The 20,508-nt window shown below is 67.1% G+C and carries 20 protein-coding genes and 4 tRNA genes; 14 read left to right on the plus strand and 10 right to left on the minus strand.

Annotated elements, in window-relative coordinates; translation table 11 throughout:
- The first annotated feature begins 136 nt into the window (after positions 1 to 136).
- Together ACFWPK_RS04820 and menD are read left to right on the plus strand one after the other, a co-directional pair.
- Complete coding sequence (locus ACFWPK_RS04820) at positions 137 to 397, plus strand: hypothetical protein (protein WP_378913217.1); 261 nt, start codon at positions 137 to 139, stop codon at positions 395 to 397.
- A gap of 269 nt (positions 398 to 666) precedes the next feature.
- Positions 667 to 2,340, plus strand: coding sequence for a 2-succinyl-5-enolpyruvyl-6-hydroxy-3-cyclohexene-1-carboxylic-acid synthase (gene menD, locus ACFWPK_RS04825; protein ID WP_378913218.1), 1,674 nt, complete (start codon positions 667 to 669; stop codon positions 2,338 to 2,340).
- Here the strand turns inward: menD and ACFWPK_RS04830 are convergent.
- The gene (locus ACFWPK_RS04830; RefSeq protein ID WP_378913219.1) at positions 2,295 to 2,549 is read right to left on the minus strand and encodes a hypothetical protein; all 255 of its coding nucleotides are present in this window, start codon (positions 2,547 to 2,549) and stop codon (positions 2,295 to 2,297) included. The two genes, menD and ACFWPK_RS04830, sit on opposite strands and share 46 nt — an antisense overlap.
- A 182-nt stretch (positions 2,550 to 2,731) precedes the next feature.
- Between ACFWPK_RS04830 and ACFWPK_RS04835 the strand changes: the two genes are divergently transcribed.
- Positions 2,732 to 3,337, plus strand: coding sequence for a TIGR03086 family metal-binding protein (locus tag ACFWPK_RS04835; RefSeq protein WP_378913220.1), 606 nt, complete (start codon positions 2,732 to 2,734; stop codon positions 3,335 to 3,337).
- Positions 3,338 to 3,395: 58 nt separating this feature from the next.
- Here ACFWPK_RS04835 and ACFWPK_RS04840 read toward each other — a convergent pair whose 3' ends face one another.
- On the minus strand, positions 3,396 to 4,028 hold the full coding sequence (locus ACFWPK_RS04840) for a TetR/AcrR family transcriptional regulator (RefSeq protein ID WP_378913221.1): 633 nt from the start codon (positions 4,026 to 4,028) through the stop codon (positions 3,396 to 3,398).
- An 82-nt stretch (positions 4,029 to 4,110) separates the two neighbouring features.
- On the opposite strand from ACFWPK_RS04840, the gene ACFWPK_RS04845 reads away from it, so the two are divergent.
- Positions 4,111 to 5,154 (plus strand): aldo/keto reductase, encoded by a 1,044-nt coding sequence (locus tag ACFWPK_RS04845; RefSeq protein ID WP_378913223.1) that lies wholly within the window; start codon positions 4,111 to 4,113, stop codon positions 5,152 to 5,154.
- 9 nt (positions 5,155 to 5,163) lie between these two features.
- On the opposite strand, the gene ACFWPK_RS04850 is transcribed toward ACFWPK_RS04845, so the two are convergent.
- The 4 genes from ACFWPK_RS04850 to ACFWPK_RS04865 all read right to left on the minus strand — a co-directional run bounded on the left by ACFWPK_RS04850 (position 5,164) and on the right by ACFWPK_RS04865 (position 12,063).
- Positions 5,164 to 9,444 carry a molybdopterin-dependent oxidoreductase gene (locus tag ACFWPK_RS04850; protein WP_378913224.1) on the minus strand — a complete coding sequence of 1,427 codons (4,281 nt, stop codon included), beginning with the start codon at positions 9,442 to 9,444 and terminating at the stop codon, positions 5,164 to 5,166.
- 198 nt (positions 9,445 to 9,642) lie between these two features.
- The gene (locus ACFWPK_RS04855; protein ID WP_378913225.1) at positions 9,643 to 10,356 is read right to left on the minus strand and encodes a demethylmenaquinone methyltransferase; all 714 of its coding nucleotides are present in this window, start codon (positions 10,354 to 10,356) and stop codon (positions 9,643 to 9,645) included.
- 51 nt (positions 10,357 to 10,407) lie between these two features.
- A complete protein-coding gene (locus ACFWPK_RS04860; protein ID WP_378913226.1) occupies positions 10,408 to 11,550 on the minus strand; it encodes a glycosyltransferase family 4 protein in 1,143 nt (380 codons plus the stop codon).
- A 72-nt stretch (positions 11,551 to 11,622) separates the two neighbouring features.
- On the minus strand, positions 11,623 to 12,063 hold the full coding sequence (locus tag ACFWPK_RS04865) for a DUF3592 domain-containing protein (RefSeq protein WP_378913227.1): 441 nt from the start codon (positions 12,061 to 12,063) through the stop codon (positions 11,623 to 11,625).
- A gap of 94 nt (positions 12,064 to 12,157) precedes the next feature.
- Between ACFWPK_RS04865 and ACFWPK_RS04870 the strand changes: the two genes are divergently transcribed.
- Positions 12,158 to 12,655, plus strand: coding sequence for a DUF2505 domain-containing protein (locus ACFWPK_RS04870; protein ID WP_378913228.1), 498 nt, complete (start codon positions 12,158 to 12,160; stop codon positions 12,653 to 12,655).
- A 42-nt stretch (positions 12,656 to 12,697) separates the two neighbouring features.
- Here ACFWPK_RS04870 and ACFWPK_RS04875 read toward each other — a convergent pair whose 3' ends face one another.
- Genes ACFWPK_RS04875 through ACFWPK_RS04885 form a run of 3 tightly spaced genes read right to left on the minus strand, consistent with a single transcriptional unit; the run spans position 12,698 to position 14,895 of the window.
- Positions 12,698 to 13,114, minus strand: coding sequence for a VOC family protein (locus ACFWPK_RS04875; RefSeq protein WP_378913229.1), 417 nt, complete (start codon positions 13,112 to 13,114; stop codon positions 12,698 to 12,700).
- 9 nt (positions 13,115 to 13,123) lie between these two features.
- Positions 13,124 to 13,585, minus strand: a complete 462-nt coding sequence (locus ACFWPK_RS04880) for a helix-turn-helix domain-containing protein (protein ID WP_378913230.1) — start codon at positions 13,583 to 13,585, stop codon at positions 13,124 to 13,126.
- 32 nt (positions 13,586 to 13,617) lie between these two features.
- Positions 13,618 to 14,895 carry a geranylgeranyl reductase family protein gene (locus ACFWPK_RS04885; RefSeq protein WP_378913231.1) on the minus strand — a complete coding sequence of 426 codons (1,278 nt, stop codon included), beginning with the start codon at positions 14,893 to 14,895 and terminating at the stop codon, positions 13,618 to 13,620.
- 145 nt (positions 14,896 to 15,040) lie between these two features.
- Between ACFWPK_RS04885 and ACFWPK_RS04890 the strand changes: the two genes are divergently transcribed.
- The gene (locus tag ACFWPK_RS04890; RefSeq protein WP_378913233.1) at positions 15,041 to 16,063 is read left to right on the plus strand and encodes a polyprenyl synthetase family protein; all 1,023 of its coding nucleotides are present in this window, start codon (positions 15,041 to 15,043) and stop codon (positions 16,061 to 16,063) included.
- Positions 16,064 to 16,125: 62 nt separating this feature from the next.
- A complete protein-coding gene (htpX, locus tag ACFWPK_RS04895) occupies positions 16,126 to 16,989 on the plus strand; it encodes a zinc metalloprotease HtpX (protein ID WP_378913234.1) in 864 nt (287 codons plus the stop codon).
- 120 nt (positions 16,990 to 17,109) lie between these two features.
- Here the strand turns inward: htpX and ACFWPK_RS04900 are convergent, their stop codons facing one another.
- Positions 17,110 to 17,601, minus strand: a complete 492-nt coding sequence (locus tag ACFWPK_RS04900) for a YajQ family cyclic di-GMP-binding protein (protein WP_056814350.1) — start codon at positions 17,599 to 17,601, stop codon at positions 17,110 to 17,112.
- Positions 17,602 to 17,778: 177 nt separating this feature from the next.
- Here ACFWPK_RS04900 and ACFWPK_RS04905 point away from each other — a divergent pair.
- The 7 genes from ACFWPK_RS04905 (at position 17,779) to secE (ending at position 20,423) form a co-directional block, all read left to right on the plus strand.
- Positions 17,779 to 17,861: transfer RNA gene (locus ACFWPK_RS04905), tRNA-Tyr, on the plus strand.
- Positions 17,862 to 18,092: 231 nt separating this feature from the next.
- A tRNA-Thr gene (locus tag ACFWPK_RS04910) sits at positions 18,093 to 18,165 on the plus strand.
- A 59-nt stretch (positions 18,166 to 18,224) separates the two neighbouring features.
- Positions 18,225 to 18,300, plus strand: a tRNA-Met gene (locus ACFWPK_RS04915).
- Positions 18,301 to 18,336: 36 nt separating this feature from the next.
- A complete protein-coding gene (rpmG, locus tag ACFWPK_RS04920; protein ID WP_056814348.1) occupies positions 18,337 to 18,507 on the plus strand; it encodes a 50S ribosomal protein L33 in 171 nt (56 codons plus the stop codon).
- Between the two features lie 163 nt (positions 18,508 to 18,670).
- On the plus strand, positions 18,671 to 19,744 hold the full coding sequence (locus tag ACFWPK_RS04925; protein ID WP_378913470.1) for a fused (3R)-hydroxyacyl-ACP dehydratase subunits HadA/HadB: 1,074 nt from the start codon (positions 18,671 to 18,673) through the stop codon (positions 19,742 to 19,744).
- A gap of 194 nt (positions 19,745 to 19,938) precedes the next feature.
- Positions 19,939 to 20,011: transfer RNA gene (locus ACFWPK_RS04930), tRNA-Trp, on the plus strand.
- A gap of 31 nt (positions 20,012 to 20,042) precedes the next feature.
- On the plus strand, positions 20,043 to 20,423 hold the full coding sequence (gene secE / locus ACFWPK_RS04935) for a preprotein translocase subunit SecE (RefSeq protein ID WP_378913235.1): 381 nt from the start codon (positions 20,043 to 20,045) through the stop codon (positions 20,421 to 20,423).
- The last annotated feature ends 85 nt before the right edge of the window (positions 20,424 to 20,508 follow it).

The following is a 20,508-nucleotide window of genomic DNA, read 5'->3' on the forward strand; positions in this document are numbered from 1 at the left end:
ATTCGACAAGAGCGCGCGAGTCATCTGCGCGATTGACAACCACCCGGCCCCATCGGTTACGTTGCCAATCAAGCGATTCGGAATACGAATTGTTTTGAATGACTGCAATGCACAGGTCGAAAGGAAGTTTGCTCACATGATCTCTCGCAAGACCCTCGCCGCCACCGGTGCTGCCGCTGCCGCCGCTGTCATGTTCCTCGGTCCCGTCGCCGTCGCGGGCGCCGACACCGGCTCCGCCGACGCCGCCACCGGCTCGGCTGACGTGCTGACCGGCTCGTCCGCGGGTTCGGGTGTGCTCGAGTCGGGCAGCGCCGCGGTCGACAGCGCGACGTCCGCCGTCCTCAACATCATCGAGTCCATCACGGGCATCCAGGATCTCACCGCGCCCGCGGAGTGAGCTGAATATTCGTTCGACCAGCCTTTTGCCGGGTTGGCGGAAATTCCGGCGGCGGGCCAGTAGCTCGTCGCCGGATTTCTCTCTTTTGTTGTTCTCTTTGCGATTTCATGAATATCGGCCGCCCTCGTCTATGAATTGCTGTTCATCTCGCCCTTGGCCCCGCGGTAATTGGTCGTATGGCCGAATTCCGGTGCGCCGCGCGCACTCGGTGACGTAGGCAACGCGGGCCGGGGGCAGACGGGTGCGCGCCGGTCTGACAGGCTGTGATTGTGAATCCGTCTACTGCGCAGGCACGAGTGGTCGTCGACGAGCTCGTCCGCGGCGGCGTCCGCGAGGTGGTGCTGTGTCCCGGATCGCGCAACGCGCCACTGGCCTTCGCGCTGCAGGCGGCGGACGCGGCCGGGGAGCTTCGGCTGCACATGCGCGTCGACGAGCGCACCGCGGGATTTCTCGCGATCGGTCTCGCGGTGTCGTCGGGGCGGCCGGTCCCGGTCGTGATGACCTCCGGCACCGCGGTGGCGAACCTGGGTCCGGCGGTGCTGGAGGCCAACTACGCGCGGGTGCCGCTGATCGTCGTCAGCGCGAACCGGCCCTACGAGATGCTCGGCACCGGCGCCAATCAGACGGTGGAACAGCTCGGGTTGTTCGGCTCTCAGGTGCGCGCCACGATCAGCCTCGGGCTGGCCGAAGCAGAGGCGGGGGAGTCGGCCTATCCGCGGCAGAACAGTGTGTGGCGCTCGTCGGTATGCCGGGTGCTCGCCGCCGCGCGCGGAACCCGCTCCGGCAACGCGGGTCCCGTGCAGTTCGACATCCCGCTACGTGAACCGCTGGTCCCCGAGCTGTCCGACGATCCGCTGCCCGTCGGTCGCGAGGGTGAACGACCGTGGACGGCAACCCAGTACGCCACTCTCGACGTGCCGCTCGACATCGACCTGACGCCCGACACCGTCGTCATCTCCGGCCACGGCGCGCGGCTGCTGCCCGAACTCGCCGCGCTGCCGACGGTGGCCGAGCCCACCGCGCCGATGCACGGACCCGCCCTGCATCCGCTCGCGTTGTCGCTGCTGAAGCCGACCCAGGCGATCATCACCGGCCGCCCGACCCTGCACCGGCAGGTCTCGCGGGTGCTGGCCGATCCGGACGTCACCGTGTTCGCGCTCACCACCGGTCCGCGCTGGCCCGATGTCTCCGGCAATGTCGTCGGCACCGGCACTCGTGCGGTGACCACCGGCGCACCCGGTCCCGCCTGGCTGGCGCGCTGCTCGGACCTGAACCAACAGGCCGAATCGGTGGTGCGGGCCGAGCTGGCCGGGCATCCGAAGGCGACCGGTCTGCACGTGGCGGCCGTGGTCATGGACGCGTTGCGAGACGGCGATCAATTGCTGCTCGGCGCGTCGAACCCGGTGCGCGACGCCGCTCTGGTCTCGCATCCGCGCCCGGGCATCCGGGTGCTGTCCAACCGTGGTGTCGCCGGTATCGACGGCACCGTCTCCGGTGCCGTTGGCGCCGCCCTGGCACATCCGGGCCGCACCGTGGCGCTGATGGGTGACCTCACCTTTCTGCACGATGCGTCCGGCCTGCTGATCGGGCGCGGCGAACCACGGCCGGACAACCTCACGATCGTCGTCGCCAACGACGACGGCGGTGGCATCTTCGAACTGCTCGAGCAGGGCGATCCGCAGTACGCGGGCGTATTCGAGCGGGTATTCGGCACACCGCACGGCATGGATCTGGCCGCACTGTGCGCCGCCTACCGCATCCCCCACCGGCAGGTCGATCCCGACGAATTGGCTCTGGAACTGGTCGCCGACGCGCACGGACTGCGGGTGCTGGAGGTCGCGACCGAGCGTTCCAGCCTGCGTGAACTGCACGCGGGCCTGCGGGCGAAGATCGCCGGTCAGGCGTCCTCCGCGCCGGTGAACCCCTCGCCGCCCTCGTCGTAGGGAACGGGGATGGCCTGTTCGATCACGTCCGCCGGATTCGCGGTTTCGGCGTCTCGGGCGATCTGTGCGGCCATCTCGTCGGTGTAGTCGGCGGCGTCGAAGTAGGCCGGATCGTCGGGGTCGTCATCGCGGAAGGCGGACTGTTCCTGCTCGACACGATCGGCCTCGGGGACTTCGTCCAGTGGGCGAGCGGGTTCGTGGTCGATCATCGGTGCTCCTCGTTCGTCGGCCTGCTCGATCCGTCGAGCCTCGGACGTGATGTGGACGCTGATCGGGTCCTGCGCTGTCCAGCGTGCGCCGATCCGGTGCGCACGGCAACCCGCACCGATGACTTTCCGGCGACGGTGCCGTCTTCATGAGTGCAGCCACCTGCCACCGATGAGGAGTGCTCATGCAACCGCAGTTCGATTTCGAACCCGCCGCCCGGTCGCTTGCCGCGATCGTCGACGGCATCACCGATGATCAGCTCGCCGACCCGACGCCGTGTGCCGAGTCCACGGTGCGTGATCTGCTCGCCCATGTGGTCGGGCTCACCGAGGCTTTCCGGCAGGCCGCGACCAAGGAATCGGTCGGTCGGTCCGCGCCGCCACCGGCCGGTTCCGACAGCCCGCTGCCCGATGACTGGCGCACCCGCATCGCCGCGCAGCTCGAGACATTGATGTCGGTGTGGCGGGTGGCCGAGGCATGGGACGGCGATACCGAGGCCGGTGGGGTCGAGCTGCCTGCCGCTGTCATGGCGATCGTCGCGCTCGACGAGATCACCATCCACGCGTGGGACCTCGCCGTCGCGACGGGACAGCAGCTGACCGTCACCCCCGCTGACCTGGCGATCCTGCACGAGTTCCTGCGCGAAACCGACCCCGCGGGTACGCCAGGCTTGTTCGGCCCGGTTGTCGAGATTCCCGCCGACGCACCGGCATTCGACCGATTGCTCGGCCTCACCGGACGTGACCCCGCTTGGCGCTCCGCGACGGTCGCGTCGAATCCTCGGGCTTGACGCGACTTCCGATACCGGCGCTGAGTCGATTTAGACCCCGGGCGAACTCGTCAGGTGGTCACGCGCTGCCGTCGCCGGGCGTGACGACGAACGTTCCCGCGGCGGTGGCGATGGTGGCGGCTCTGGCCGAGCGATCGGCGATGTCGTCATCGATGGGATCGCCGCTGGCCAGTAATCGGTAGTAGAGCGGTGCGGAGACGGCGGAGAGCACGGCGCGCGGGTCGGTGCCGACGGGTGCCTCGCCACGGATGACGGCCTGTTCCACGCACGGTGCCCACTCGTTGAGGCGGGTGTCGTAGAAGGTGTGCAGCGCGGCGGCGGTGGCATCGTCGCAGGTGGCGGCGGCGATGACGGCGCGGAAGAGGTTGCTCTGGCGACCGTCGGCCAGGGTCTTCGCGACCAGCCGGGCATTGGCTGTCAGGTCGTCGAGCAGTGAGCCGGTGTCGGCGCGGGGCAGCGACTGTTCGGCCATGTCGACGAGCAGGTCGGCGACCAAGCCCGCCGGGGTGCGCCAGCGGCGGTAGACGGTGGTTTTGCCGACCCCGGCGCCGGTGGCGACCTCGGTGAGGTCGAGCTGCGCGAATCCCCGGTCGGCGAGCAGATCACCGGCCACTTCCAGGACGGACTCGCGTACCCGGGCGGTGCGCCCACCAGGGCGAACAGAGCCCGGCCAAGCGATGTCGTGATCCATAACGGAACTCCTGTTTCATTTAGCGCGAATCGGGTGTACTGTCGGTCGTGTTAACGAAACAATAGACCCTTTAGGAGCTCTCATGGAATACCGGCGGCTCGGCGCATCTGGTCTTCTCGTTCCGGCACTCGGCTTCGGCGCAGGTACTTTCGGCGGCCGTGGTGCGCTGTTCAGCGCATGGGGCGATACCGATGCCGCGCAGGCCAGGCGCTTGATCGACATCAGCCTGGAGGCCGGTGTCACCCTGTTCGACACGGCCGATGTCTATTCCGACGGCGCGTCGGAGGAGGTGCTCGGCGCGGCGATCAAGGGCAGGCGCGAGCAGGTGCTGCTGTCGACGAAATCGGCCCTGCCCACCGGCCCCGGCCCGCACGAGGCGGGCTCGAGCCGCGCCAGGTTGATCCGTGCCGTCGACGCCTCGCTGCGCCGCCTCGGCACCGACTACCTCGACCTGTTCCAGCTGCACGCCTTCGATGCGGGCACCCCACTGGCGGAGACCCTCACGGCCCTGGACGATCTCGTGCGGGCAGGCAAGATCCGCTACCTCGGCGTCTCCAACTTCGCCGGCTGGGAGTTGATGAAAACGCTCGCCACCGCAGAGGCACTCGGCCTGGAAAAGCCGGTGGCACATCAGGTCTACTACTCGCTGGTCGGTCGCGACTACGAATGGGAACTGATGCCCCTCGGCACCGACCAGGGCGTCGGTTCCATCATCTGGAGCCCGCTCGGCTGGGGCAGGCTCACCGGCAAAGTCCGTCGTGGACAACCGCTTCCAGCGGGTAGCCGCCTGCACGAGACGGCGCAGGCAGGCCCACCAGTCGACGATGAACGGCTCTACGACGTTGTCGATGTGCTCGATCGGATCGCCGCCGAAACGGGCCGCAGCGTCCCGCAGATCTCCCTGAACTGGCTGCTCACCCGTCCCACCGTCGCCACCGTGTTGATCGGCGCCCGCAACGAGGAACAGTTACGCCAGAATCTGGGCGCCGTCGGCTGGCAACTCGACCCCGAGCACTTGGCCGCCCTCGATGCCGCGAGCGCGACCACACCCCCGTACCCCTACTACCCGTACCACCGGCTGCCCGACTTCGCCCGGCTCAACCCGCCGGCGATCCGCGCGGCCTGATCGAGCAGGTCAGTACACGTCGCGCACGTACCGCTTCTCGGCCACGAGCTGCTTCTTGAAGGCCAGCGCGCCCGCCTCGTCCAGCTTTCCGTGGATCTGGGCGATCCGCAGCAGGGTGTCGTCGACATCCTTGGCCATGCGGGCGGCGTCACCGCAGACGTAGAAGTGGCCGCCGTCGCGCAGCCACGACCACAGCTCGGCGCCGTGCTCGATCATCCGGTGCTGGACATAGACCCGTTCGCGCTGATCACGGGAGAAGGCCAGGTCGAGGCGGGTGAGGAAACCGGAGCGGAACATGTCCTCGAGCTCGGCGCGGTAGTAGAAGTTCTGGGCGGCGTGCTGGTCGCCGAAGAACAACCAGTTGCGGCCGGTCGCGCCGATAGCCCGCCGCTCGTGCAGGAAACCGCGGAAAGGAGCGATACCGGTACCCGGCCCCACCATGATCATCGGGGCATTCGGGTCCAGCGGCGGACGGAAATGCGGTGCCCGCTGCAGAAAGATCGGCACCTCGGTAGTGCCCCGGTCGGCCAGGAACGTCGAGCACACCCCACCACGACGCGCCGAGGTGCCCACCGGGTCGCCGTAGCGGACGACACCGACCGTCAGCTGCACCTCGTCGGGAGTGGTCAACGGGCTCGAGGAGATCGAATACTGGCGTGGTTGTAGCTTTTTCAGTGCACCCAGCCAGTCGACGAGATCGGTGCGCACCGGGAAGTCGCGCAGCACATCGACGGCCTGGCGATCCCACAGGTAAGAGGCGAGCTCATTGCGGTTGTCGCGGCGCAGCAGCTTGGCCAGCTGCGGGTGCGGGTTGCGCTCGCCGATGAAGCCGAGCAGATCCTGGCTCACCTTGGTGATGTCGTAGTGCGTGCGCAGGGCATCGGTGAGCGTGAGTTCGCGGTCGTCGACTTCGATCACGCGCCGACCGTCGAGGCCGGTGCAGGCGAGCCATTCGTCGACCAGGTCGGGACAGTTGGCGGGCAGCACGCCGAGGGAATCGCCCACTTCGTACCCGGCATCGAGGTCGTGGAGGTCGAAACCGAAGCGCCGCACCTCTTTCGGCGAGCCGGGTGCGCTCAGGATCTCGTTGCGCATCAGGGTGGCGCGGACCGGGGATTGACGGGTGAACGGAGCGGCGGTGGTGCGCTGTGCCCGGGCGGGGGCAGGCGCGAGTTGCCGGTCGAGCACGATCGCGCCACCGCGACCGGCCGGTGACGGCATCGTATGGGACGAATTCGCTTGTAGGGCATGGCCGTTGGCACCCAGCGAATCGCGGCCGTTCGATGCACCGGCGAGCGAACCGCCGCGGCCGCGCGGAGTGCCTGCCGGAACAGCGTCGCGACCCGGTGGGGTGCCACCGTCGTCGGGGGATCCGCTGGTGATCGCGGCCAGGACGTCATCGAGCCACTGCTCGGCGGTGTCGGCGAAATCGGGTTCGCTGTCCACCCGCGGCAGCAGCCGCTTCGCGCCACGTTCGGCGAACAGCGTGTCGAGCTTGCGGCCATGTCCACAGAAATCGTCATAGGAGGAGTCGCCGAGCGCGAACACCGCGTAGCGAACACCATTGAGGCGAATGATGCTGTCTTCGAGCCTGGTCCAGAAGTCGGCACCGTTATCCGGTGGGCCACCGTCACCGAACGTGCTGGTGACGATCAGAACGTCACCGGCAATCGAGGTCAGCTCGCACGAATCCATATCGAGCAACGACGGCATGAGGCCCGATTCCGAAAGGCGGGCCGCGACGGTGGCGGCCAGTTCTTCGGCGTTACCGGTCTGGGAGGCCCACAGCACGGTGACCGGGTGGGGGGCAGCGCTGTCGGTGGCTTCGGCGGTGTCGCCCGTATTGCGGGAGTACATGCCGGCCAGTAGCCCGTCGACCCACAGGCGCGACTGTGTCGACAACGGTGCGCTCACCGGCAGCACCGGCTGCCCGGTCACCGGCAGCGACTGCAGGGCGGCGAGGTAGCCGCCGAGATAGATGCGCTCGGTCTCGCTGAGCGTGGGCGAGGTACCGGCGTCGAGGCCGAGTATCCCGGCCAGCGGATGCGCGGCCGGTTGCGCGGGCAGCTGTGCGGGCTGTGTCGGCGCCTGCTCGGGGGTGGCGGCGGGGCCGACCCGGCGCAGTGCCACCGCGCAGGCCTTGAACTCCGGCTGCAACGAAGCCGGATCCACCGCGTCGTTGGTGACCGCGTTGATCGTCAGATATTCGCCCTGTTCGTCATTCCAGTGGAAAGGAGCGAAACAATCACCAGGTCGCACCCGGTCGCTGATCCGCACCGGCAGCACAGCACGGCCCCGGCGCGACGCGATCTCGAGCTGATCGCCCGGCTTCAGATCGAGTCGCTCGGCATCGGTGGGATGCACTTCGACGAACGGCCCGCCTGTCAGCTTGGTCAGCTTGGTGACCTTGCCGGTCTTGGTCATCGTGTGCCACTGATGTTGCAGCCGGCCGGTATTGAGCAGGAACGGGTAGTCGTCGTCGGGCAGCTCGGCGGCGGGCAGATGCGGACGGGGGAAGAACACCGCGCGCCTGCTCGGGGTGGCGAACGCGAGCCGCGGAGTGGTGCCGTCGGCCGCCACGTGCAGCGGCTGATGGGTGCCGTCGTTGACGTAGCGGATCGGGTTGCGCGGGCTGTCGGCGTCCTTGCACGGCCACTGCATCGGCCCTTCCGCCAAGCGCTCGTAGCTCATGCCGCTCAGGTCGTAGCCGGTGGCCGGGTTGGTGAACTGGCGCAGCTCGGCGAACACCTCGGCGCTGGAGGTGAAGTCGAAGCCGGGGAAACCCATGGCGGTGGCGACCTGGGCGATCAGCAGCCAGTCCGGTCGCGCGTCGCCGATCGGGTCGACCGACTGCTGCAGCAGGGTGACGTTGCGCTCCGAATTCACCATCACCGCATCGGTTTCGGCCCACAGCGCGGCGGGCAGCAGCAGATCGGCGTAGGCGTTGGTCGCGGTCTCGGCGTAGGCATCCTGCACCACGACCAACTCGGCCGCTTCGAGACCCGCGATCACGGTTTTGCGGTTGGCGACGGTGGCGACGGGGTTGGTGCAGATGATCCACGCGGCCTTGATCTCGCCGTCGGCCAGCCCGCGGAACATGTCGATGGTGCCGGGGCCCGACTCGGTGCGCAGGGTGCCGTCGGGCAGATCCCAGGCGGTTTCGACGAAGGTGCGATCGGCGGGGGAGAGCAGGCTGCGCTGGCCGGGCAGGCCGGGGCCCATGTAGCCCATCTCGCGGCCACCCATGGCGTTGGGCTGGCCGGTGAGCGAGAAGGGCCCACTGCCCGGCCTGCAGATGGTGCCGGTCGCCAGGTGCAGGTTGACCAGTGCGTTGGTGTTCCAGGTGCCGTGCGTGGACTGATTGAGCCCCATCGTCCACAGCGACATCCACTCGCCCGCCTCGGCGATCATCGTGGCCGCGGTGCGGATATCGGCCTCGGCCAAGCCGGTCAGCTCGGCGACGCGGGCCGGCGGATAGTCGGCGAGGAACTCGGGCATCGCGTCCCAGCCCTCGGTGTGCTCGGCGATGAACGCGGTGTCGATCGCACCGTCGGCGACCAGCAGGTGCAGCAGTCCGTTGAGCAGGGCCAGGTCGGTACCCGGGGCGATCTGCAGGAACAGGTCGGCGCGGGCGGCGGTATCGGTGCGGCGCGGGTCGACCACGATCAGCTTGGCGCCCGCCTTGAGCCGGTCGGCCATGCGCAGATACAGGATCGGGTGGCAGTCGGCCATGTTCGCGCCGCTGACCAGGAACAGGTCGGCGTGTTCGAAGTCGTCGTAGGAACCGGGCGGGCCGTCCGCGCCGAGCGACTGCTTGTAGCCGGTGCCCGCGCTGGCCATGCACAGGCGCGAGTTGGCTTCGATGTGCTTTGTCCGCAGGTAGCCCTTCGCCAGCTTGGTGGCCAGGTACTGGGCTTCCAGCGACATCTGTCCGGAGACGTAGAGGGCGATCGCGTCGGGGCCGTGCTCGTCGAGGATCGCGCGCAGGCGGGTGGCGGTTTCGTGCACGGCCTCGTCGACCGGCAGCGGAACCGGGACCTGGCCGCGTTCGGGGCGCCGGTAGGCGGTGTCCATCCGGCCGGGTGCGGCCATCATCTCCGCGTGGGTGGCGCCCTTGGTGCAAAGCCTGCCCGCGTTCGCCGGATGCAGCTTGTCGCCGCTGACCTTCGCGATCAACCGCGCGCCAGACTGATCAGTCTTTGTCTGGACGTTTATGCCGCAGCCGACGCCACAATACGAGCACTGTGTACGCACAGTGTCCGTGTCGCGGCCGTCCGCTTCCCCTGTCATGACTCGATCATCCGCATTTGTCGTTGCGCTCGATTTACCGAACGTTATGTCCAGGTGACAATCGACCTCACAAGTCAAAATTTCGACGGTGAGGAGATGGCCCGAATATCGCCCCTGATCAGGGCGCATTCCGGGCCGAAGGCATGCAACGGCGCACGGACCGGGGTGACCGGACTCACCCCGGCGATCGACAGGGTTTCAGCCCAATTTGTAGCCGCGGTGCAGTGCCACCACTCCGCCGGTGAGGTCACGCCACTGCACAGAGTCCCAGCCGGCGTCCGCGATCCGGCGGGCCAGCCTGCGCTGGTTCGGCCAGGCGCGGATCGACTCGGCCAGGTACACGTACGCGTCCGGGTTGGAACTCACGGCGCGCGCCACCCTGGGCAGCGCCTTCATCAGATACTCCATGTACACGGTGCGGAACGGCCCGAACACCGGCGTGGAGAACTCGCAGACCACGACCCGTCCGCCCGGTTTGGTCACGCGCAGCATCTCGCGCAGTGCCAGATCGATATCGGCGACATTGCGCAGCCCGAACGAGATGGTCACCGCGTCGAACGAATCGTCGGCGAACGGCAGTGCCATCGCATCGCCGGCCACCATCGGCACCTGCCGGAACCGGCCCGCCGCGAGCATGCCCTGGGAGAAGTCGGTGGCCACGCACCAGGCGCCGGACTTGCCGAGCTCCACGGTCGAGACGCCGGTACCCGCGGCCAGATCGAGGACCCGTTCGCCGGGGCGCAGCCCGAGTGCCCGTCGCGTCGCCCACCGCCAGTACCGATCCTGGCCACCGGAGATGACCGTATTGGTGAGGTCGTAGCGCTTCGCCACACCGTCGAACATCGACGCGACCTCGTGGGGTTGCTTGTCCAGCGAAGCCCGAATCGGTTCTCGCTGCTCTGTTGTCGCCACGAACCGAGCTTAGAGTTTTTTCGCCGCGATAGCGCGGGTGGGTTTCACCACTCAGGCCGTACGCGGCAATCGCTCGCGCATCCCGGTGACGTCGGCGTAGTGGCCCATCAGTTCGGTGCAGACCGCGGGCCAGGTGCGGTGCAGCACCGACTTGCGCGCCGCCGCGGCGAACAACCCGCGCTGCCCCGCATCACGCAGGGCCGACACCGCGCTCGGCAGCAATTCCGCGAACCGGTCGACCGGCAGCAGGTACCCGTTGCGGCAGTGGGAGACCAGATCCCGTGGCCCACCGGCGTCGGGCCCGATCACCGGCACACCCGAGGACAGCGCTTCCTGCACGCCCTGGCAGAACGTCTCGTGCTCGCCGGGATGCACCATCACGTCCAGGCTCGCGTAGTGCGTTGCCAGTTCGCTGCCACCCAGCTCGCCGGTGAACACCGCGTCGGGCATCAACCTGCGCAGCCGGGCCCGTTCCGGTCCGTCGCCCACCACGACGAGCTGGATCGACGGGTCGCCGGCCAGCGCGGCCAGCCGCTCCACGTGCTTTTCCGGTGCGAGCCTGCCCACGAAGCCGACGACGAGCCGGTCGTCGGACCCCAGCCAGCTCGCCCGCAACTCGGCACTGCGCGCGGCCGGGTTGAACCTGGCGATATCCACGCCACGGCCCCAGCGACGCACTCTCGGGATCCCGTGCTCGGCGAGGTCGTGCGCGGCCGCCGACGACGGCGCCAGCGTGCGGGTAGCGCCCTCGTGGATCCGGCGCGTCCATGCCCACGCGGCCCGTGCGGCGAGCCCGAGCCCGTAGCTCTTGGCGAACCCGGCCACGTCGGTCTGGTACACCGCGATGGTCGGCAGATCCAGCCGCGTCGCCGCGGCGAGCCCGCCGGCGCCGAGCAGGAACGGCGAGGCCAGGTGCACCACATCGGGATCGAAATCGGCGATGGCGGCGGTGATTCCCGGTTGCGGCAGACCCACAGGCAGCGAACTCACCTTCGGCACCATCATCGCGGGCACCCGGTGCACCGGGAAGCGGCCGTGAAAACGTGGTGCCGGTGGGGCGCCGCGCAGGGAATCGGGCGCCACCATCATCGCGTCGTGTCCGTGCTGGTCCAGGTGGTCCAACACCCGCAGCACGGAGTTGACGACGCCGTTCATGTTCGGCAGGAAAGACTCCGAGACGATGGCTACGCGCACTCTCTCAGGGTGACCGCCACAGCGCGCGACACCCCCACACCGACGTGAAGCCGGGACGAACAGCAAACGAAGTTACAGCTCGCGCCGCTTGCGGCGCACGATCCACAGCACCGGCAGGGCGAGCGCCCACGCCACGAAGATCACCGACGCCGCCGGGATGATCGCCACCCGTGAGTCGCGGCCTGCCACCCGGACCAGGTCGGGATCGCGCGTGCTGTACTCCACGTTGATCCGTTGACCAGCGGTCAGGTTCGTCGGATACAGGATGCCGACCTTCGGATTGTGGGTCACGCTGTCGGGCGTCACATAGGTCACCGCCGAACGCAGCCGACCCGCGGAGAGCACTTCGCCGGAGGTCACACCGCGATGCCGCTCGATCTCGAAATCGTTGCGCCAGGCCGCCAGCACCAGCAACACCATCAGCACGCTGATCACGGTCGCCGCACCGACCACCCACGCTCGAACCCGTCGCAGGCGCTTGTCCCGCCGCTCCGACAGGCTGGTTTCCGACACCCGCCACACAGTACCGGCTGTATTTCCGGCGGGCTGGTGCCGCGGGTTCGGACTGCCGCAGCCGCGCATCGCGAATACGCCTAGCATTCCCGTCATGTCCCGCAAATTCAGCTTCACCGTGCCCTATACCGTCCCGGTCGAAGAGCTTCACCGGGCACTTGTCGACGACGCTGTCTGGCAGGAGCGTTTCGCCGCCGCCGAGACCGCGACCATCGAACTCTCCCATCCCGACGGCCCCGGCTCGATTACCATCCATATGACCGAAACCCCAGGTAAAGACAAGGTTCCCGCCCTCGTGCGGAAGGTCCTCAAGAGCGATCTCGTGCTGGTACGCACCGACAATTGGCAGCCGCTGCAGGGCGAGATCGCCAAGGGCAGTTTCACCGGCAACACCAGCGGCATCACCACCGAGATGTCGGGCACCTACGAACTGCGCCCCACCGCCGAAGGCAGCGAAATCGAGGTCGTCGGCACCGTGAAGGTGAAGGTTCCCCTGGTCGGCGGCGCCATCGAGCCACTGGCCGAGCAGCTGCATCAGCGCGTCCTCAACAGCGAACGCAAGTTCATCGAAAACTGGTTCGCCAAGCTCTGAGCCGCGGCGACGGGTGCCGCTCCACCGAGCGGCACCCTCGCGTCAGCCGCGATTCTCGACCAGTACCAGCCAGTTGCCCGAGTTGTCGCGAATGATCGCCTCGGTGCCGTACGGGCGTTCGGACGGCGGCTGGATGAACTCGACCCCCTTCGCCGTGAGTTCTTCGTAGGTCTTCTGGCAGTCGGCGGTGCGCAGCCCGAGGGCGCCGTGGGTGCCGTCGGCCAGTGCCCGCCGGATCGCGTCGGCGAGGTCGTCGGTGAGCGGTGGCCCCGGCACCATCAGCGTCACCTCGAGCTCGCGATGATCGGGGTGCGCGATGCTGACCCAGCGGAACCCGTTGTCGCCCATGCTCACATCCGCGGTCTCGACGAAACCGAGCTTGTCGATGTACCACTGTTTGGCGGCATCCTGATCGGTGACGTACACGGTGACCAGGGAAACGTTCGTGATCGTTGTCATGATTCGAGGCTATTGCCGCGCGGTGTCATCCGGCTTCTCCGAAATTGCGGTGTCGCGGCGGACGCGATCGGAGAGCCCGTGCATGAAGACATAACAGCCCGGAATGTGCGGTGCCCCGTCGGCGAATTTCGACTGATACTCGCTCGGCGTCACCCCGACGAGCTGACGGAATTTGGCGCTGAACGAGCCGAGGCTCGTATAGCCGACCAGCATGCACACCTCGGTGACGGTCAGGTTGGTCGACCGCAGCAGATCCTGCGCCCGCTCGATCCGTCGCTCGGCCAGATACACCGCGGGCGTGCGGCCGTACACGGCGGCGAACGCGCGCAGGAAGTGATATTTGGACACACCGGCGGACCGGGCCAGTTCGTCCAAGTCGAGCGGATCGGCGTAGCGCCGGTCGACAAGGTCGCGCGCCCTGCGCAGGTGCGGCAGCAGGGCCAGCACCGGACGACGACCTGACGTGCTCATAACCACCTGTTCCTACGGCTGTTCACCACCAGCTATGGGGAGGTGGACGAGAAGGGCTGGAGGTCGTCGGCGCGGAGCGAGGCTCGTCCCGCCGCACGCCAGGCGCGGGCGGTGAGGTCGAGATCCTCGTCGGTCACCAGATTGCCCATCACCCGAACCGCCGTGCGCTGCAGATACTTCGAGCGCATCACCGGCGGGCCACCGAGCGGGACCATCCTCGGCTGGGTGGCCAGGCCCGCGAGCCTGCGCGCCACCGAGAAAGTGCGTCCGTAGTGGTCACGCAGCAGCTGCGGCCACGCCCGGCTCAGATCGGGCTCGTCGAGCAGGTCCGCGAGCATGTGCCCGCCTTCGAGGCCGTAGTCGATGCCTTCGCCGTTGAGGGGATTCACGCAGCCCGCGGCGTCGCCGACCAGCACCCAGTTCGGGCCCGCCACATTGGAGACGGCGCCGCCCATCGGCAGCAGCGCGGAGGCCACCGCGCGCAGTTCGCCCTCGAGTTCCCATTCCTCGCGGCGCAGCCGGGTGTAGTGCTCGAGCAGCGGCTTGAGCGCGACGTGCGAGGGCCGCGCCTCGGTGGCCAGCGAGCCGACGCCGATATTCACCTCGCCGTTGCCGAGCGGGAAGATCCAGCCGTAGCCGGGGACCAGTTCGTCGGCGGCATTGCGCAGTTCCAGGTGCGAGGAGATCCACTGGTCGTCGCTGCGGCCGGACTTGATGTAGGCACGGGCTGCCGTGCCATAGGCGTAGCGGCGATGCCAGATGCGGCCCAATTGCTTTCCGATGGGGGAGCGCACCCCGTCGGCCACCACCAGCACCCGGCAGCGGACCGTATGGGTGTTCGCGCCGATGCGCACCGTCACCCCGGTGACCAGCTCACCTTCGCGCAGCACCTCGGTGACCTTGGCGCCGTCGACCATCCGCGCACCGGACTTGATCGCGGTCTCGCGCAGCTTGTCGTCGAGTTCGGTTCGTGGAACGGCACTTCCGTACGTCGGGAACGACCCGCCCGGCCACGGCAGCAGTGCCTCCTTGCCGAAGCCCGCCATCCGCAGGCCGTGGTTCACCGTGTGCGCGCGCAGCCATTCGCCGAGACCCAGCTGCTCCAGCTCGGCGGTGGCGCGCGGCGTGAGCCCGTCACCACAGGTCTTGTCGCGCGGGAAGACCGCCGAATCGAGCAGCAGCACATCACGTCCGGCGCGCGCGGCCCACGCCGCCGATGCCGAACCGGCGGGCCCTGCCCCGACCACCAACACCTCGACGGCGGCAGGCAGCGGAGCACGGTCGGCGGGGGTGAGATCCGGTGAACCCATGGCTCAATACTGGCACTGTCGGCCGCTGTGCGAGAGTGTCGGGTACACCGGGAATTGTCACTGTGTGACGGGGTTCATCGGCCATCGTGCCGGAACACGCTAGGTTGCTACCCGTCGGGGTCGGACGCATCGCTGGGAGAAGATAATGAGCACATCGGCTGTGAGCGACGAAAGCACCGTGGTTGCCGGGGTGGATCTCGTCGATCCCGAACTCGCCGTCACCGTGCGCGACGGCTTGGCCGCGGTCGAGAAACTGCTCGTCGACGAACTCTCCGACGGTGAGGAATTCCTCCAGGAGGCGGCCCTGCACCTGGCCAGGGCGGGCGGCAAGCGGTTCCGGCCGCTGTTCACCGTGCTCACCGGCCAGCTCGGCCCCAATCCCACCGATCCGGCGCTGGTCACCGCGGGCACGGTCGTGGAACTGGTGCATCTCGCCACGCTCTATCACGACGACGTCATGGACGAGGCGACCCAGCGTCGCGGTGCCGAGAGCGTCAACTCGCGCTGGGGCAACAACATCGCGATCCTGGCCGGCGACTACCTGTTCGCCCACGCCTCGCGCCTGACCTCCACCCTCGGACCCGACGCGGTCCGCATCATCGCCGAGACCTTCGCCGAGCTGGTCACCGGCCAGATGCGGGAAACCATGGGCGCCAAGCAGACCCAGGACCCCGTCGAGCACTACCTGCGCGTGGTGTGGGAGAAGACCGGCTCGCTCATCGCCGCCGCGGGCCGCTTCGGCGGCACCTTCTCCGGCGCGGGCCCCGAGCACGTCGAACGCCTTGCCCGCCTCGGCGACGCCGTCGGCACCGCCTTCCAGATCTCCGACGACATCATCGACATCTCGTCCTCGGCCGAGCAGTCCGGCAAGACGCCGGGCACCGACCTGCGCGAAGGCGTGCACACCCTGCCGGTGCTCTACGCCCTGCGCGAGACCGGCGCCGACGGCGACCGCCTGCGTACCCTGCTGGCAAACCCGCTGGAAAACGATGCCGAGGTCGACGAGGCACTGGAACTGCTGCGCCGCTCACCCGGCATGGCGCTGGCCAAGGAAAAGCTGGCCGAATACGCCGACCTCGCCGACACCGAACTCGCCGCCCTCCCCGCCGGTCCCGCCAACGACGCCCTCACCCGCCTGGTCCGCTACACCATCGAACGCGTGGGCTGAGCCGGAAAGATCGACGCGTCCACCAGCCGGAACTTTCCGGCCGCGATTCGCGTTGCTCATTCATGCCCAATGGGATCAAAACCTTCGGTTTGATGGTTGGCATGTCGGCGCTGATCGTCGCCATCGGGGCGATGTTCCGCAGCCCGACGATCCTCATCATCTCGATCGTGCTGGCCGTCGGCATGAACGCCTACGCCTACTTCAACAGCGACAAGCTGGCGTTGAAGGCGATGCACGCGCAACCGGTGAGCGAACTGGAAGCGCCGGTCATGTACCGGATCGTGCGCGAGCTCGCCACGACGGCGCGTCAGCCGATGCCGCGCCTCTACATCAGTCCGACCAGCGCCCCCAACGCGTTCGCGACCGGCCGCAATCCGCGTCACGCCGCGGTCTGCTGTACCAGCGGCATCCTGCAACTGCTCGATGAACGGGAGCTGCGGGCCGTACTCGGCCACGAGCTGTCCCACGTCTACAACCGCGACATCCTGATCTCGTCGGTGGCGGGCGCGATGGCCTCGATCATCACCGGCTTGGCGAACATGGCGTTCTTCGCGAGCTCGTTCGGCAACAGAGACGGAAACGGCCCGAACATCATCGGTGTGCTGCTGGTCTCGTTGCTCGGCCCGATCGCGGCGGGCCTGATCAAGATGGCGGTCTCCCGATCGCGGGAGTACCAGGCCGATCAGTCCGGCGCCGAACTCACCGGTGACCCGCTGGCCCTGGCCTCGGCCCTGCGCAAGATCGAACGCGGCGTACAGGCGGCCCCACTTCCGCCGGATCCCAAGATCACCAGCGAATCGCACCTGATGATCGCCAACCCGTTCCGCGCGGGCGACCGAGTCGCCCGCTGGTACTCCACCCACCCCCCGATGGACGAACGAATCAGGCGTCTAGAGGAAATGGCCGGAGACAACACCCAGTATTGAGTGCTGTCCCCCCGCCATTCGCATCATTCCCGGAGACAACACCCAGTACTGAGCGCCGTCCTCCGCCATTCGCATCATTCCAGGCGGCACTCATCACCACTGAGTGCCGCCACACCGGACCTATCGGTAGTTGACGAACTGCAGGGCGATGCCGAAATCCTCGCCCTTGAGCAGCGAGATCACTTCCTGCAGATCATCACGCTTCTTGCTGCTGACCCGCAGCTCCTCACCCTGGATCTGCGCTTTCACACCCTTGGGGCCTTCGTCGCGGATCTTCTTCGAGATCTTCTTCGCCTTCTCGGTGTCGATGCCCTGCACCAGCGTGCCGGTGATCTTGAACACCTTGCCAGAGGGCTGCGCCTCGCCGGCGTCGAACGCCTTCAGCGAGATATCGCGGCGGATCAGCTTCTCCTTGAAGACGTCGAGTGCCGCCTGCACCCGCTCCTCGGCGTTGGCGGTGAGCACGATGGCTTCCTCGCCCGACCACGCGATGGACGCATCGGTGCCCTTGAAGTCGTAGCGCGAGTTCAGCTCCTTCTCCGCCTGATGCAGAGCGTTGTCGACCTCCTGACGATCGACCTTGCTCACGACGTCGAATGACGAATCAGCCACACTGCGCTCCTGTCCTGTGAAGGTCCGGCGAACTCCGGGGCCGGGGTTCTACCGGCCACCGAGACAGTTGTACCCGCATAGGGGGACAACCGGTGCTCGCAGGGGGTCTGTGCAGGCGTTTTGATAGTCCGGGTGAGTACGTTGTAAGCTGCTCAGCGCACCGGAAACGGCGCACACGGCAGATTGCCCGAGCGGCCAATGGGAGCGGACTGTAAATCCGTCGGCTTATGCCTACGTAGGTTCGAATCCTACATCTGCCACATCGAACCCCCGTCGATCATGAAGATCGGCGGGGGTTCCTTGGTTTCACCGCCCATCGGGGTAGCCTCGACATGAGCCGGTACGGATCTAGCGGGTTGAACTCCGTGAAAACGCCCTTTGAGCTGCCGATTTGGTGCTCTGGGTGGGGAGTGTGTAATCTCGTTCAGGACGCCGGAGCACGGGGTCACGCTGATCGGCTTGCCGGTTCAGACTCTGTGCCACGTTGTCATGCCCCCTTAGCTCAGTCGGTAGAGCGTTTCCATGGTAAGGAAAAGGTCAACGGTTCGATTCCGTTAGGGGGCTCGCCGGATTGCCGGTGGTGAGCGGCTAACCGCGGCATCATCGGGATATTAGTCCGCCGTGGCGGTGTAGCTCAGTTGGTAGAGCAAACGACTCATAATCGTTGTGTCGCCGGTTCAAGTCCGGCCATCGCTACCAATTTCAACTCAGCCCAGACCGGAAAGAAGGCAAATCGTGGCCGCGAAGTCCACCGATGTCCGGCCAAAGATCACCTTGGCCTGCGACGAGTGCAAGCACCGCAACTACATCACGAAGAAGAACCGGCGTAACGACCCGGATCGCCTCGAGCTGAAGAAGTTCTGCCCGAACTGCGGAACTCACCGGGCGCACCGCGAGTCGCGCTAGTTTTCAACAGCATCTGCCGAAGGCCGGACGAGAGTCCGGCCTTTGTGCTTTTCCCGGGAAGTTCACGCGAAGTTCGGGGCCGATACAGTATCCGGACGCGTCACGTTTTACACCGGTCGACTTCGGTGCTGTCTTACAAGTGAGTAAGGTCCACGTTGTGACAGTGAACACCGGAACTCACGAAGCGGTCTCTGCCGCAGCTGCCGAATCATTCGATCCCGCCGCCCACGCGGCGTCGATGGTCGGCCACCACTACCGCGTCGACGACTACTACGAGGTCGGCCGCGAGAAGGTGCGTGAATACGCCCGCGCGGTGCAGGACTACCACCCGGTGCACTGGGAAGAAGACATCGCGCGCGAGTACGGCCACCAGGGTCTGGTCGCCCCGCTCACCTTCATCTCCCTGGTCGGGATTCTTGCCCAGCGCAAACTGTTCGAACAGATCGTGACCGGGTACGACCTGAGTCAGATCATGCAGACCGACCAGATCCTGGAGTTCCACCGCCCGATCCGGGTCGGCGACCAGTTGACCTGTGATGTGTATCTGCATTCTTTCCGCCAGGCCTTCGGCGGCGACATCATCGTGACCAAGAACATCGTCACCGCCCAGGACGACGAACTGGTGCTCACCACCTACACCACCCTGATCGGCCGCAGCGGGGGCGATATCGATCCACGGATGTCGGACGCGGTACGCAACGTGCTCATGCACGGACTCGGCGACGAAGAACCCGACCACCACGCGCCGTCCGAGCTCTCCGTCGGGATCGCCTCCGACCCGATCACCAAACAGCCCGAACCGACGGTCAGCGCGCATGCCCTGTCCTTCGACAGTGTGTCGGTCGGCGACGAGCTGCCCGCGCGCGTGGTGCGACTCACCCGCGGCGATCTGGTCAACTACGCGGGCGTGTCCGGCGACGCGAACCCGATCCACTGGAGCGACGAGGTCGTGAAGCTGGTCGGCCTGGACAACGTGGTCGCGCACGGCATGCTCACGATGGGTTTGGGTGGCGGTTTCGTCACCTCGTGGCTGGGCGATCCCGGCGCGGTGAAGGAATACAACGTCCGCTTCACCAGCCCGGTCTATGTCGGGTCCGCCGTCCCCGCCGAGGTCGAATACACCGGCAAGGTGAAATCGGTCGACCCGCAGACCCGCACCGCCGTTATCGCCATCACGGCGAAGTCGGCGGGCAAAAAGATCTTCGGCCGCGCCACCGCAACCGTCGCGCTGTCCTGACCTGGTCGAGTGTCCCGGATTGGCGATAACCGCGAGCGGTAACGTATAGTCGGGACTCTGGGGTCACGAGATGCTGCGCGCTGATCTTCCCGAGGGGTTAGCTCCTCATGGAAGCGGCGCGCGTGTTGTGTGACACTGGGGACAACCGAATATCGAATGTGGTTGGGCACTACAGCTCAGGCTGGTCCAACCGAAGGGGCGTAGCTCAATTGGCAGAGCAGCGGTCTCCAAAACCGCAGGTTGCAGGTTCAAGTCCTGTCGCCCCTGCCCTTAATGCCAGCGACGAGAGAGGATCGACGTGAGCGACGAGCGGGATACTCGCGGCGAAGACGGCGAGGACACCGCCGCTGCCACTCGACCGAGTGGCAAGCGGTCTGCTCGTCGTGTGCGCGCGTCGGACGCTCCGGCAGACACCGGATCGGTGGCCACGCTCGATCGGTCATCGGCCTCGCACAAGGCAGACAAGACTGCCGGTAACGCTAAGACGGGCAACCCGTTCAAGCGGCTGCTCAAGTTCCTGCGAGAGGTCATCGCGGAACTGCGCAAGGTGATCTGGCCCAACCGGAAGCAGATGGTCACCTATACGGCCGTCGTTCTGGTGTTCGTGGTCTTCATGGTCGCGTTCATCGCCGGGATCGACGTAGCGTTCGTCAAGGGTGTCGACTGGCTGTTCGGCTGATCGCCGACACCCACGCCGGTAGCCGATCGCGGGTCGGAACGGCGGAGTGTGCCTCCGCGCACCCGACCCGGCCCAGAGGATGTAC

Source organism: Nocardia sp. NPDC058519 (genome assembly GCF_042719755.1).
GTDB lineage: Bacteria > Actinomycetota > Actinomycetes > Mycobacteriales > Mycobacteriaceae > Nocardia.

Excerpts from the sequence above, each read along its gene's own strand:
- ACFWPK_RS04820 (WP_378913217.1), top strand. The coding sequence starts at position 137 with ATGATCTCTCGCAAGACCCTCGCCGCCACCGGTGCTGCCGCTGCCGCC.
- ACFWPK_RS04885 (WP_378913231.1), bottom strand. The coding sequence starts at position 14,895 with ATGGGTTCACCGGATCTCACCCCCGCCGACCGTGCTCCGCTGCCTGCC.
- ACFWPK_RS04840 (WP_378913221.1), bottom strand. The coding sequence starts at position 4,028 with ATGGATCACGACATCGCTTGGCCGGGCTCTGTTCGCCCTGGTGGGCGC.
- htpX (WP_378913234.1), top strand. The coding sequence starts at position 16,126 with ATGCCCAATGGGATCAAAACCTTCGGTTTGATGGTTGGCATGTCGGCG.
- ACFWPK_RS04870 (WP_378913228.1), top strand. The coding sequence starts at position 12,158 with ATGTCCCGCAAATTCAGCTTCACCGTGCCCTATACCGTCCCGGTCGAA.
- ACFWPK_RS04880 (WP_378913230.1), bottom strand. The coding sequence starts at position 13,585 with ATGAGCACGTCAGGTCGTCGTCCGGTGCTGGCCCTGCTGCCGCACCTG.
- ACFWPK_RS04850 (WP_378913224.1), bottom strand. The coding sequence starts at position 9,444 with ATGACAGGGGAAGCGGACGGCCGCGACACGGACACTGTGCGTACACAG.
- ACFWPK_RS04830 (WP_378913219.1), bottom strand. The coding sequence starts at position 2,549 with ATGATCGACCACGAACCCGCTCGCCCACTGGACGAAGTCCCCGAGGCC.
- ACFWPK_RS04875 (WP_378913229.1), bottom strand. The coding sequence starts at position 13,114 with ATGACAACGATCACGAACGTTTCCCTGGTCACCGTGTACGTCACCGAT.
- ACFWPK_RS04835 (WP_378913220.1), top strand. The coding sequence starts at position 2,732 with ATGCAACCGCAGTTCGATTTCGAACCCGCCGCCCGGTCGCTTGCCGCG.
- ACFWPK_RS04845 (WP_378913223.1), top strand. The coding sequence starts at position 4,111 with ATGGAATACCGGCGGCTCGGCGCATCTGGTCTTCTCGTTCCGGCACTC.
- ACFWPK_RS04890 (WP_378913233.1), top strand. The coding sequence starts at position 15,041 with ATGAGCACATCGGCTGTGAGCGACGAAAGCACCGTGGTTGCCGGGGTG.